This window comes from Variovorax sp. 01N425 (assembly GCF_056399465.1).
The window spans coordinates 1-12805 of record NZ_JBFTRJ010000029.1; the positions used below are offsets into that span (position 1 = coordinate 1).

The 12805-nt window shown below is 60.2% G+C and carries 9 protein-coding genes; 4 read left to right on the plus strand and 5 right to left on the minus strand.

Going from position 1 to position 12805, the window contains the following annotated elements; translation table 11 throughout:
* Positions 1–222: 222 nt before the first annotated feature.
* The 3 genes from AC1DSC_RS31260 (at position 223) to AC1DSC_RS31270 (ending at position 4348) form a co-directional block, all read left to right on the plus strand.
* The gene (locus AC1DSC_RS31260; RefSeq protein ID WP_478131999.1) at positions 223–1503 is read left to right on the plus strand and encodes a transposase; all 1281 of its coding nucleotides are present in this window, start codon (positions 223–225) and stop codon (positions 1501–1503) included.
* 312 nt (positions 1504–1815) lie between these two features.
* The gene (locus AC1DSC_RS31265; RefSeq protein ID WP_478132000.1) at positions 1816–2631 is read left to right on the plus strand and encodes a hypothetical protein; all 816 of its coding nucleotides are present in this window, start codon (positions 1816–1818) and stop codon (positions 2629–2631) included.
* Positions 2632–3205: 574 nt separating this feature from the next.
* On the plus strand, positions 3206–4348 hold the full coding sequence (locus AC1DSC_RS31270) for a protein NO VEIN domain-containing protein (RefSeq protein WP_478132001.1): 1143 nt from the start codon (positions 3206–3208) through the stop codon (positions 4346–4348).
* Between the two features lie 159 nt (positions 4349–4507).
* Here AC1DSC_RS31270 and AC1DSC_RS31275 read toward each other — a convergent pair whose 3' ends face one another.
* Entirely contained in the window at positions 4508–4780 is a 273-nt protein-coding gene (locus AC1DSC_RS31275) for a helix-turn-helix domain-containing protein (RefSeq protein ID WP_056586223.1), read from the minus strand.
* Between the two features lie 253 nt (positions 4781–5033).
* Between AC1DSC_RS31275 and AC1DSC_RS31280 the strand changes: the two genes are divergently transcribed.
* Complete coding sequence (locus tag AC1DSC_RS31280; RefSeq protein WP_478132002.1) at positions 5034–5606, plus strand: helix-turn-helix domain-containing protein; 573 nt, start codon at positions 5034–5036, stop codon at positions 5604–5606.
* Between the two features lie 264 nt (positions 5607–5870).
* Here the strand turns inward: AC1DSC_RS31280 and AC1DSC_RS31285 are convergent, their stop codons facing one another.
* From AC1DSC_RS31285 to AC1DSC_RS31300, 4 genes are all read right to left on the minus strand, one after another.
* Positions 5871–8111, minus strand: a complete 2241-nt coding sequence (locus tag AC1DSC_RS31285) for an AAA family ATPase (protein WP_478132003.1) — start codon at positions 8109–8111, stop codon at positions 5871–5873.
* A gap of 276 nt (positions 8112–8387) precedes the next feature.
* Positions 8388–9161 (minus strand): HNH endonuclease, encoded by a 774-nt coding sequence (locus tag AC1DSC_RS31290; RefSeq protein ID WP_478132004.1) that lies wholly within the window; start codon positions 9159–9161, stop codon positions 8388–8390.
* Positions 9158–11629 (minus strand): AAA family ATPase, encoded by a 2472-nt coding sequence (locus tag AC1DSC_RS31295; RefSeq protein WP_478132005.1) that lies wholly within the window; start codon positions 11627–11629, stop codon positions 9158–9160. The genes AC1DSC_RS31290 and AC1DSC_RS31295 overlap by 4 nt, the downstream gene beginning before the upstream one ends.
* A 226-nt stretch (positions 11630–11855) precedes the next feature.
* Entirely contained in the window at positions 11856–12779 is a 924-nt protein-coding gene (locus AC1DSC_RS31300; protein ID WP_478132006.1) for an SOS response-associated peptidase family protein, read from the minus strand.
* Between the last annotated feature and the right edge of the window lie 26 nt (positions 12780–12805).

Consider the following 12805-nt stretch of genomic DNA (forward strand, 5'->3'; position numbering starts at 1 on the left):
CGGGAGTGGTCCGCCTGCGGACAGCATGAGGCGCGAGGAACGCGGCGCAACGCGCCTGAAACGCGTGAAGCATCGGCGTTCTTGCGGCTTGACGCAGGTCGAACGGCTGAACGTGATCGCGTTTGCACGTTGTTCAGACCTTCCCTAGTGCCGTGCCTCACGTAACGTGCTGCCTGCTGGATGGTCCGGCCGGAGCACACGAACATGACGAGGCAAGTGAGCATGTCAACACGCAGAGAGTTGGTCGACTCCGTCGGCGCTCGGTATCGGCTGGGATCCAAGAGCGAACGTAGCTCGATCCTGGACGAGTTCGTGGCGATCACCGGCTACCACCGCAAGCGCTGCATCCGATTGCTTTCCAATCCTCCGGTGCCGCCGAAGGAGCGCCGTCCAAGCTCAAGATATGGGCCAGTCGTGCGCGAGGCCCTGGGAGCGCTCTGGGAGGTCTCCGATCGGGTCTGCTCGAAACGTCTGAAGGTCATGATCCCGGCGTTGTTGCCGGCGATGGTTCGACACGGAAGGATCACCGACGACGCGAGCTTGCACGCGCAACTGCTCGCGGTCAGTGCGGCCACCATCGACCGCCTTCTCGCGTCTCTGCGACTCGCTGCCAGCAAAGGCAGGCGGCGGGCCGTAGGCCAGAGTTCGGCTGTCCGTCGCGCGGTCCCGATCCGCACCTTCGGCGATTGGGATGATCCTGCACCTGGTTACCTGGAAGTCGACTTCGTCGCCCATTGCGGTCCTCAGCTCGCGGGCACCTTTATCCAGACGTTGGTCCTGACGGACGTTGCCACCGGCTGGACGGAGTGCGTGCCGATGCTGACGCGCGACGGCACCCTGGTCATCAATGCCATCGACAGAGCACGTTCTCTGTTCCCATTCCCGATGCGCGGCGTGGACTTCGACAACGACAGCGTCTTCATGAACGAGCGCGTCGTGGATGGTGTCGAGCGCAGGGCCTTGAGGTCACGCGAGCGCGCGCCTACCGTAAGAACGATCAAGCATGGGTGGAGCAGAAGAATGGGGCTCGTTCGCAGGCTGGTTGGTTATGGCCGCTTCGAGGGCTTGGAGTCCTTGCGCGTGCTTACCAAGTTGTACGCCGCGGCTCGCATCCACACGAACATATTGCAGCCATCGTTCAAGCTGCGTAGCAAGTCGCGCATCGGCGCCAAGGTCGTCAAGCGATATCACCCGCCCGTGCCGCCGGCCGACCGGGTGCTTGCACACGATGCGATCGGCCAGATGTCCAAGAAAAGGTTGGTGCAAATGCAGGCAAACGCCGACCCCGTCGAACTTCTGAGCGAGATCCGGGCTGCTCAGGATGAGCCGGGACGCCGGGTAGATCAACGCGGCGAGGCCGGGGCACTTGGAGTGCGGGGACGGATCATCGGCGCCTTCGTTCCTCCGAGGACCGCCGAAAGCGGAGAGCAGCGCGCGATTCATCGTCGACCATATCGCCGAATCAAGCCCGTGCCCCTCTTCTCGGAGACCGCTATGGAGTAGAAGCCGTGAGGTCACAGTGCAGCCCCGGCTGACGGCAAACCGCTGCAAAGCGACTGCGATAGAGGGGGCTAGCCCGGCTGATGCCGACTGCGGGCCGCCGCTCGGTCACGGCATTTGAATGGCGGCGGTTGCCAAAACATGGCAGCTGGCTTTCGTCAACGGCCGCTTGCTGGCAACTGGACTGCGCAAGCCGTACACACAGCATCTTTTGCGGGCGGCACGGTTGCATGCTCAAATGCTGGTAAGCACAAGGGCTTCGCCCTTGCACCGACTCTTAGGTCAAACGTTATGTCGCTTGTGGCAAGGTCGCGAATGTTCACGTCCACGTTCAATGCGCTGCTTCGGGAAGCGCAGTTTACGAAAGAGATGCTCGGAACTGGCGCAACACAGATTCGTCGCGCGAACTACGCAACCAAGGGCGTCTACTTTCAAGCGTTCACCAGTCTTTCGACGGGGTTGGAGCGGATCGGAAAACTGTGTCTGATGCTCGACCATTTCATCGAAACGGACGGAACATTTCCGACACTGAGAGAGATGAAGCATCAGATCGGTCACAAGTTGGAACTACTGTACGAGCGTTCGCAGGAGGTGACCAAAAGGCGCTCGATTCAACTGCGAATGACGCGCGACCTTTCCGATCCTGTGCACACGGCAATCATGCGCGTGCTACACGACTTCGCGGAAGGCGATCGGTATTCAAACATCGACGTCCTTGTCGGAGGGAGTTTATCGGCTGACCCCGTTGGAAGGTGGTTCGACGAGGTCGATACTCCCTTGTACAAGTCGCGCGTGTCGCAAAGGAGAAAGGACCAGATAGCGCGCAACGCGAGAATCGGCGCTCAGCTGCCTGGTGCTATGTCAATGGTTCGGCACACCGCCGAGACAGGCGAAGAAATCACCAACTTTGAGGAGGGTAGCCTGCGAACAGGTATGTGGGAGGCGGTTGCTCCCTATCGACAGTTAGCGGTTCTACAGGTCATTCGATACTGGACGGAACTCATCGGAGAGCTGGGGTACGCCGCACATGCCGTGCCGGGGGAAGCCGTACCGCGTTTCGGTGAGGTTTTTGCAATGTTCTACAACGAAGACTCATATCTCAAGTCAAGGAAAACATGGGAGAAGCTCTGAGACGGGACAACCTAGCATGACTTTCCATCGGGCCGCCTTTGGCATCCGCTGAATCCAATCGTTGGATGTCAGTCTTGGTTCTCTGAATTCATCCCCGACTTTGACTGCGCCAGGTCGAGAGCAGCAGTACCCGATCGCAAGCAGCGGACGTTCAAGATGCCGCCTGCAGCGGTACGCCGCCAATATTGGAGCTGACCCCCTCAAATCAGCTGTCGGGCCGGCAAGATTGCCGGAGCTCGGATGATTGCTGCGAGGCAGGCACCGTGAGGTCAAGCTGCGGCCACAGCCGACAGCAATCGCTGCATTGCGGACGCCAGAGGTAGTTTTGCCCGGCCAAACGCTATCGCGACGCCGTGCAATTGAGCCGGCCCAACCCTCAGCTTCAATGTGCGCGTACAGGAGTCTGGCGAATCTAGGTACCCAAGAAATTGTCCAAGGTACTCCCGGCTTTCACACCACAGGCGGAACACCAGCTTGCAAAGAGCAGACGTCCAGAAAGTTCTCGCCACGTTCAATTTTTGAAATGTATGACTGCCCTATTTATCACCGCTGAGGCGGCTCTTCCCAAACGCTGATGGCTGTTGAACTTTCGCGCCTCCAAAGTCCCGCTGCCATTCAAGCCGCACTGGACGAGTTTTCCCGCGTCGGTCGAACGGCGTTTCTGGTGCGATATGGGTTTGGAAAGTCGCGCGATTTTCTGGTTCGCGATGGGAAAACCGGGCAGTTGTGCGATTCCAAAGCCATCGTGGGAGCCGCTTTCGGCCATCAATTTCCTGACGAGGGCCCGCTCAAACCTGCGGACTTTTCCGGCGGTGAGGCCACCGTCGTTCCCAAGCTGCAGCGCCTCGGCTTCGAGGTCGTGCGCATCGGCGAGGACTGGACCTCGGACGAGGTGGAGGCCACGGTCGCTTCCTATTTCGAGATGCTCCGGCTAGAAGCGGCGCAGCAGCGCTACACCAAGACGGAGTTCAATGCGCAGCTTCGCCAACACTTGCGCGGGCGTAGCAAAGGCTCGGTTGAGCTGAAGTACCAGAACATCAGTGCCGTCTTGCACGACCTCGAACTGCCCTTTGTCCGCGGCTACAAGCCTCGTAGCAACGCGCAACTCCTGTTGCGGCAGGCGGTCCAGCAATTCGTCGTGGATCAACCGGGTCTGGTGTCCCAGGTTGTCGATGCGATGGAGGAGGTCAAGACGCCGGGCCAACAGGCTTTTCACGCCTCCTTGGTGGGGCCTCCGAACCTTGAGACCGTGGTGGAGGTGGCCGAGCCAGGGCCCAAAGTGAGGTTCCCGCGCAAAACGAACTGGGCTCAGCGCGACGAAGCGAACCGAAATCTTGGCCGTGCCGGTGAACAGTGGGTCATCGGCTTCGAGCAGCGGCGGCTCGCTGACGCCGGGTACCCGGAACTGTTCCAGCAGCTGGACTGGGTCTCGGACCGCCTCGGTGACGGGATTGGCTACGACATCCTTTCGCATGAGCGGCCCGGCGAGCATCGCTTCATCGAGGTCAAGACCACCAACGGTGGCCATGCCTCCTCATTCATCATCAGCCGCAACGAGTTGGACTTCGCCGCAGAGGCGGAGGAGGCGTTCCATCTCTATCGTGTGTTTCAGTTCCGCGAGGAACCGAAGCTCTACATCCTCAAGGGCAGCCTGGCGAATCAGGTTCATCTGGAACCCCTCGACTATCGAGCGTCGTTCCGACGTTTGGTCGGGTGATCTGCAATGACTGAGAAATCGTGCCCCTTTTGCGCCTTGCCTGCTGAGCGTGTCTTCGGGCAGAACGCCCATGCACTCTGACTTCGGAGCCGGTCAGCGGCATCTACAGAGATGGCTTCAATCGGAGAAGCAATTGCCCTGGATGATCGGCGAGATCTCCTACTCGGCCGCCGACTTAGTCCGCAGCTCCTTCTTGTAGCGCTTCATCAAGGAACTCATGAGTTCCGACGGCTCTACCTCGAGCCCATTGCACAAGAAGATGAGACTGGTCAATGAAGGGCTGGTCGTGGCTGTCTCCAATTTGGCAATGAATGTGCGATTGAGGCCCGACGCAAAACCGAGCTCTTCTTGATTGAACCCGCGCACTGCCCGCCGAGCCTTCAGCTCGGCCGCAAAGGCTTTCAATAGTGCGGGATCCTGCGTCGATCGCATGCAGCGAATCTCGCCGCATGGACTTCTTTATGCACCCGCTTGTATGGTACATAATGGGTTGCGCCGCTGCGCTTCAAGCCTTGAATGAACCGCTTCTCGTGCCGGTTGCCTCAGTTGCCAAGCTTCCCAGCTTTACCGCTGCCAACGAGTTCAAATGACGCGTCGACAAGTTGCCTCGCCTCTGCCAATGGCCCGAACCCTGCGGTTACCGGTCTCGGTCACGCGAGCCCGACCGCGGCAACCCGCACCTGTCGTGCGCAGCCTGTCTGCAGCGCGCATCGGGACGCAGGTGAGGGCGCTTCGCATGGCGGCCGATGTGTCTGGCGGCGAGCTGGCCAGGACCTCGGGGATTTCTGCCTCGATGCTTTCTCGCATCGAGCGCGGTTTGGTCTCGCCTTCGGTGGAGACCCTGGAGCGTCTCGCGAATGGTCTTGGGGTGCCGACGTCGCGGTTCTTCGGGGATCAGGCGCGGCGGACGGACTTTTGCCATGTGCGTGCAGGACATGGTGTCTTGGTCGATCGCATCGGCGCGGTGGCGGACTACCGCTACGAGCTGCTGGGCCATTTGCTGTCGGGCAACCTGTTCGTCGAGCCCTACCTGGTCACGTTGTTGCCCGGCGCCGATCCCTATGTGACCTTCCAGCATCCGGGTCTCAAGTTCCTGTACTTCCTGTCCGGTGAGGTCACCTACCGCTATGGCGGCAAGTCAGTCGGGGTGGCGGCAGGGGACTCGCTGCTGTTCGATGCGAGCGCACTGCATGGGATCGAGGCCATCCAGACCCAGCCGGTCTCATACCTGTCGGTGGTGTTCACGCTGCGAGAGTAGGCTGTTATTGGCGGCCTTGCCGCGCAGTGCGCGGCGATGCGGATGCCCATTCTCTCGGTGTCCTGCGAGATCTGATCGATGAGTTGGAGCGCGAGCTGCAACTCGGCTGGCGCAACGGTGACTTTTTCGATGTCCTGGTCCTGCAGGGAACGGACCTCGTCCGCGTACAGGATCTGTTGCAGGATGAGTCCGTCCTCCACGGGGCGGACCTGAACGACATGCTGCTTGGGCCAACGCTATCGCTCAACTGCGATGTTCGACCCACTATTGCGAAGCGCGAAGCGCCTCAAGATGCATCGGATCGTTTGCGGCGATCAGCGAGACGAGGTCCTGCACCGCGCCCTCAATGTCGCACATGAGATCATTGTTGGTGGCTATCCGCTCGATGTTGTTGCCGTGGCTGAAGTAGTGCAGGACCTTCAAGATGCGCTTTGACTTCTCGGGGCCGAATAGACGGTCGGCTCGAGTGTCGACGCTGCCGTCGGGATACTTTGCGTACGTATAGAGTTCAACGAAGCGGCGCACGGCATTGGGGACATGCATGAGGACCTTGAAGTCGGTCTTGTCTGGCGCCTTCTGGAACTCGTCGAGAACCGAGAATAGGAAATGGTACTCGGATGAGTACTTCGCCATCGAATCCGGCATGTTCACGAAGGTCGAAGAGGTAGGTGACAGGCGCTTCACCAAATAGTTGCGCACCTTCGTCTGCTTGGTCGGACCGATCTCGCGCAGCAAGCCGAAGAATTCGAAGTTATGGGTAGAGAGGAAGACCTGTTTGCATTTCGTCTTCCACTCGCCCGTTCCGGCAGCCTGCTCGAAGAAAACATCCTTGATGATCGAGTTGACTTGAAAGATGTGGTTGCTATCCAAACTAGAGATCGGGTCATCAATGAAGACGATCGCCTTGTCGAACTCTTTGATCTCCTGGAGTTTGGTGAGGAAGAACGAGAACGCGATGGCCGTCTTTTCCCCCTCGCTTAGATGCTTGGCAGTGGTGCCGTTGCGGCGCACGAGTTTGAATCGCTCCTCGCCATTAAATTTCGTCACGGCAATCTGCACGCCGTCGGAGCCCAAGAGCGTCTCGATGCGCCGATTGATCTCTTCGCGTCCCTTTTGGGCTTGGCTGATCTTCGCCTCGAGGTCGAGCTTGTGCTTGTCGATCGCGTCACCCAGCTTTTGAAATTTCTGTACGCGGGCCTCCCATTGGGCCTGCTTCTTGGCTCGGTCGTCGATTCTCTGCTTCTCGACGAACTCTTGGGCGTAGTGCCACTTGGCACGTTTGATGGCATTCGCCTTCTCGACCTGGAAGTGGTCTGCGATCTTGTTGTGCTCGGTGATGATCGCGTCGATCTCGGCGCCTGCGAGTATCCAAGCGTCCACGACGCCATCGGGCATTTTCGGCACGGTGCGCGAGACGAAAGGCGATGCGATCTTTGCCTCCACTTCCGCCGCGAGGATCCCTGCCGCCGAGTCGTGGGCACCGGCCGCCTTTTTGACCGCTTCGTTGGCCGCGCGGAAACGGTTCCTGAATTGGGCCGAGACCTGCCGCGGATTGAAGTCCACGAAATCCAGACGGGCGCCCTCTGCATCCTTCAAGAAGGCTTGTAGCTCCGACTTAAAGTCGGCCTGCGCCTTGGAAAAGTGGGCTCGGAGGGCGTCAAGCCTCTCGCCTGCGAGCTTATTGCCGCAGAACTCGCAGTCTTTTTTGTGCTCGTGCAAGTCCAGCCCGCGCTCAACCCAGTTCGCCACTGACGGGTTCTCGGTCAGGTATTGGATGGCGTTGGCGAACTCCGGTGTCTTGGCTAGCAGAGGCCCGGCCTGCTCCCAGAGCCCGACAAGCCCGGACTTGGGGTTGACCTTCGCCACCGAGGGGAGCGCGTCCTGATAGGAGGTGTGGGCGAGCTTCGTGTCCGCTTCGAGCTGCTCGGGCAGGAGCTTGTAGTTCTCCATGCCCAGACTCACGAGTTGGATGTCCGGCGCCATTTGAGTCGCCGTGTAGATGCCCGTAAGCAACAGGGCCGCTTTCGTCGCCGCGGCGGCCGTCTTCCTCGCGTCGGCGAGTGCCTCAGCATCCGCCTTCGCCGCCTTTTGCTGGTTTGCGATCGCTTGAATGATGCGCCCCCGTATTTCCGTGAGCCGCGCGATCTCCTTTTGGGTCTCCTCCGACTCGGACCCCAGTAGCAGGATGGGCCGGCTGGGGGAGCCACTAAAATTCAGGTTGGCGTGGATGAAGTCCGTATTGAAGACGCGCACCAAGTGACCGCATGTCTTCGCATTCACTTCCGTCACGTTTCCAGTGTCTGTTTCGAACAGGAAGCTGTATCCCGTGATGTCCGGGTCGTAGTCGCCGCGCTCGAGGTGGGCAAACAGGCGCGACAGCGTCGTCTTGCCGGAGTAGTTCCAGCCGTAGATCAGGTTTTTGATACCAAACTCAACGGTATCGGCTGACGACGAGTAGTCGCCATACACCCCAAGTCCTTTGATCTTCTTGATCCCCTTCAGCATTGTCCCTCCTGATACAAGCGGCGCCAGGTTGAAAAACGTTGCCGAAGCGAGGCATGAAGTAGCTCGGGCAGCGAGAGGCCGCTCTCTGGCGGCTCCGACCCAAAGGCGCCGATCGAACTCGCACCACTATAGGGTTATAGCTTTCCATCGTAACGGAATGGGTCGGAGGCCATTCGTCAGACCGATGGCGAATCGGCGATGGCTCCCTCGGATGTTGTAGTCGACAGGCGCGTGCTTGCCTCGCATGCATCCCGCTTTGTGCGCATGCAGATTGTCCTACTCGAGCAGACGCACGACGCTTTGGTCAAGCGCGGCACGGAAGGCTTCGAACCGTTCCAGGCGTAGGCCGTCGGCCTTCGCCTCGAAGTTGCGGATCTGCTCAATTGCGGGCGCCAAGATTGAGTTGTTCGCGACCAGGGTTTCCTTTGCAGCAATGCGGTGCAGCAAAGATCGACACAAGTGCCGCCCCTGGGCCGTCAGCCCGGTGAAGAGTACTACGGCGCTTACATCGGTCTCCGACCTCATGTAGCGAACGTGTTCATCGTATCGATGAAACCTTGGGTGGAACGCATCTGTGAACTCCCGGGCCCTCGGGTATCGGCGCCGCGCCTTCGCGATGGTGCCCCACACGCTATCAGTCTTGGCGCCATTGCAGTCGCTGCAGGCCACCGCCAGATTCCAGAACTCGAACGAGAACTGCGGATAGTGCCGCCGCGGTAAGACGTGCTCGATGGGCTTGGCGTACGCCGTGCTAACCAACCATCGGCGGCAATAGCAGCATCGTCCACCCTGCAACTCCAACAGCCTGCGCCTGAAGGCAGACTTGATGGCGGCGCCCTTGACGGTCCCCAGCCCCGTGACGTCCATCAACGAATCCAGCATCGGCCAAACGTCGACAAACGGACGTAGGCGCGCCTGAGTCCATAGGCTCCGAAGCAGTTCCTGCGTTCGCGGGACATGCTTCTTGGTTCCGTGCGCCCGACCGAGGTACAGCTTGATTTCCACGCGCATCTCAGCCCGCGAAGGATGCGTTCCTTTGAACCAGCTCATTCGGCGATTTTTCGATGGATTCCAGCCAGCTCATCGAGGGCTGCTCGAGTGCGAGCGACGAGTTCAAGGTCGTCCCGCGCATGCGACAGCTGTGCCGAGTCCGCCTGCCGAATAATTCGGTCCATCAACTCCAGCTCTTCGTGCAACGACTCTGCGGTGGGAAGGTCCGTTTCATGTATTGGCGACTTGGCGTTTACACGTTGGATGGCCGCCGACACCATCAAAGCGCATCGCTCATGCACCTGCCGATTGTTGGCCGTGTAGGTCCGGAATCCATCGAACAAGGCAGTCTCGACCGATCGACGCTGACGAACACTGAGTTCCGTCAGCGCATGCCGGCGGGCGACGAAGCACTGGTCGTCACGATGCGTCGCGCTGGCGACGATGACGGGCGAGTGCGTTGCCACGACGATCGAGCAACCCAGTCCGGAGCCGACGATTTCCAACATTGCCGGGATGGCGCGCTGCCAGCTCACGTGAAGACTCAACTCGGGCTCGTCGACCAGGACCACGGTGTCGTGGCCAGCGTAGGCAGTGAGCTTGAGCGCAAGGGTCAGCAGCTGCTGCTCACCCGAGCTCAACTCGCCAAAAGTCGTGATCGAACTTTGCGATTCCTGCCGCATGAGACCAAGCGCGTACTTGCTGGGAGCCGCGCTCTGAAGGATGCGCGCGTTCTCATCAGTGCTTTCCGTAAGCTGCTGCAGGTCTGAGTAGCGTGAGCGGTCGTCATCGAACGAGCTCTTCAGATCGAGTGGCACCAAGTAACGACGCTCACCGAAGCCGAGGTGCCTTACGACTGCATTGAAGACCTCGAGCCGTTGGGCACTCACGTGGATCTCGCGAATCATGCGAATGACGTCCGCCGAAGTGCGGTCCAGCGCGATGCCGCGTTCCGAAGTGCGGGCTCCGACATAGATGAAGGATTGCCCGTCGTTCTTGGGCCGCTGAAATGGGAATCTATCGGTCAATCCGAACGAGATGCCCACGACGCGCTGGCCTTGCTGCACCAGACGTTCTGCCAGATCACCGAGCAAAACGCTCTTGCCCTCGCCGTTGTTGCCGATGACGTAAATGCGTGTGCCAATGTCATGTCCTTGCCGCAGTGCCCGTAGCACGGGCTCGCAGTTGAGCAGTGGCATGAACGTCTTGCGCTTCTTCTCCGTCTCCGCGCCTCCGAGATAGACGGACGCGGCGAGCTTGTAGGCGTTCTTGGCGAGTTCTCCGGTACGAACGCGCCGACAGACACCTTCAACATCCCGGTACCCGTCCTTGAAGTAGGCCTCCAGCGTCGCCTCGAGGTCCTCGGAGCCGGATCGGCGCTGTTTTGCGAATCTTGGAGAAGGCCACCCGTCTGGCTCGCCAAGCGACACGATGGCAGCCACGAACGCCATGAGTGGGCCGATCTCGCGAAGTTCACCTCTGCCGGCGAGACTCTTCGCATCCACCATAAGCACATGGTCGCTGGGCTTTTCTTCTCCGAGGAGCCAAGCCGAAACCTGCTTGCTCGATCCATCGCGGCGATCCTGGGGCAAGTCAATCACCGCCAGCAGCCGACCGCTGCGAACGAGGTGTCCTCGGAGGGCGCCCCGCCACCCCATGGCCGATCGATCGGCACCAGGAACAACGATCAGTCCCACGTTGAAATCGGATCTGTTCTGCAGCAGTTGGTCCAGCGCCTCTAGCGAGGTTTGGTGGTCAGCCCATCTTGGTGAATGTGGTCGCTGTCTGGTGGCAACTCGGCGTGGATGATCAACCAACAGAAAGCGATGAGCAACGAAAGAGGCAAGATCATCCTCACGGGGCGGGCGGTCCTCCGCATCAATGCCGTGCAGGTCGAGTCGAAGACCGATAAAGAAGCTCAGACGGTCCATTGCCGCAATGCGCGCGCTCGTCTCCACATTGAGGACAGCGTGCCGCAATACCGCGAATTCGCCTGTCGTTGCAAAGTACTCCGAGACGCGTTCGATCCGTGGGGAGAGGTGCGCAGCCAAAGCGGCCGCCGTATCGCCACTGCGGTACCCGGTCGCCGTCAGGCGGCTGACGACTCGATGAAACACCTCATCGAAGCAGCTCAGCAGAAATTCGCGCCGGGAGCCCCAGGCCCCTTGGAAGTGATTGAGCAGCCTGACGATGCCGCCGAATGCTTCGATGGATCCGACCTCGCGGGGAACGTCAGCTTGGCCGGAACTCCGGAAGACGCTGGCCAGTGCATCGCAAGCGCCAAACCATGTTTGCTGAAACTGATGCTCATCCTGGGGTGGATTTGCCGTACTGAGGACCTCAAACGCTTTCCGCACTTGGTCGGTCACCTCGCCGGTCAAAAACCCGGGCGAATGCGCCGCGCAGGTGAGCCCGAGTACCATCAGCGCGAACTGCTCGAACCCCCCTTCCCGCAGCCCGGAGGGGACGCGCAGCAGGCGAAGTGCCTCCCAGAACTTGGCCGTCTGCACGGCCCGCTCATCAATCATTCTTTCTTCCTTGGAAGACTGCCAGCTTCGGCTGGGGCTATGGGGCCAGCATTACACCATCAAGCCATCGCGTACCGTTCGAATCAGAACGGGACTTTGCGAATATTTCCCTAGGTTCGATGTGATCTCCAGTTGGCCGCTTCCAGCGGCGGCCGTCGTTCAGCCACTGGCTGACGAACAGCACCCTGTCTCGAGCTCCCATCGAGAAAGCAGTTGTACGCGCGCTCTATGCCGCCAGCTTGTTCTCGTAATACGGCCGCTCGCGATCATCAAGGATCGCGTACGCGGCGTGGAGGTTCGCGCGATCCGGCTTCAGCCAAGCATCGACGTTCTCCGCCTTGATCGGGATGATGCAACGGTCGTGCCCGGCGGCGGCAATCTCCTCCGGCGGTTCATCGGTGATCGCTGCGAACGAGAGCAGGTCCGGCTCGCCCGGTCCTAACCACTGCGACCAGAGGCATGCGACCAGCATGTCCTGCTGGGGCCGCGGCCGGAATTCAAGCACCACATCTTCGCCGTCTCGTTTGACGTGTTCATAGAAGGCATTGACGACCATGATCCCGTGCGACAAGCCGAACAGGTCCTTCCAGAACCCCTCTAGGTTGTCGCGCCTGGCGTTGTAGGTGCCCGGGTAAAGCGAATCGAACTTCGCCAGCTTGCCGGCGGGCCGGCATTGGTAGCGCATCGGCTTGACCAGCCGCTGGCCGTCCTCCCAGATCATCACCGGCGCGTACCCCCCCGGAAAGATCCGTGCGTCTCGCGGTTCGAGCTCGACACGGTTCAGGTCCGCCAGTTTGCCGAGATCCCATTCGATCTTCGCCGTGGCGATCCGCACATCCTCCGCGGCCTTCTTCGTTTCCTTGACCTGGAGCTTGCGTTCGGCGTCGGCGAGGCGCTTGCGCTGCTTGAAGAAATCCTGCTCGAGCGCCATGGCCTGTTCGGCATTGAACGCGTCGATCAGGCCCTTGATCTCCCGCTCCTCGTCGGACTCCGGGTTCATGAACGCCGCGTCGACGGCCTTCGGAATCTTGATCCTGAGGTTGCCCTGGCGCTCGTAGTACAGCTTGGCGAACGCGCGCAGCGACAAGACGCCGCCGAACAGGCGGAAGAACCGCTTGTAGTCCGCGCGGATCTGGGCTGAGTAGCACATGCGTCCCATTGTGGCGGCGGTCCCGG

What these genes read in the sequence shown, in the direction of transcription:
- AC1DSC_RS31265 (WP_478132000.1), top strand. Translation starts at nt 1,816, where the DNA reads ATGTTCACGTCCACGTTCAATGCGCTGCTTCGGGAAGCGCAGTTTACG.
- AC1DSC_RS31275 (WP_056586223.1), bottom strand. Translation starts at nt 4,780, where the DNA reads ATGCGATCGACGCAGGATCCCGCACTATTGAAAGCCTTTGCGGCCGAG.
- AC1DSC_RS31285 (WP_478132003.1), bottom strand. Translation starts at nt 8,111, where the DNA reads ATGCTGAAGGGGATCAAGAAGATCAAAGGACTTGGGGTGTATGGCGAC.
- AC1DSC_RS31270 (WP_478132001.1), top strand. Translation starts at nt 3,206, where the DNA reads ATGGCTGTTGAACTTTCGCGCCTCCAAAGTCCCGCTGCCATTCAAGCC.
- AC1DSC_RS31300 (WP_478132006.1), bottom strand. Translation starts at nt 12,779, where the DNA reads ATGTGCTACTCAGCCCAGATCCGCGCGGACTACAAGCGGTTCTTCCGC.
- AC1DSC_RS31295 (WP_478132005.1), bottom strand. Translation starts at nt 11,629, where the DNA reads ATGATTGATGAGCGGGCCGTGCAGACGGCCAAGTTCTGGGAGGCACTT.
- AC1DSC_RS31290 (WP_478132004.1), bottom strand. Translation starts at nt 9,161, where the DNA reads ATGAGCTGGTTCAAAGGAACGCATCCTTCGCGGGCTGAGATGCGCGTG.
- AC1DSC_RS31260 (WP_478131999.1), top strand. Translation starts at nt 223, where the DNA reads ATGTCAACACGCAGAGAGTTGGTCGACTCCGTCGGCGCTCGGTATCGG.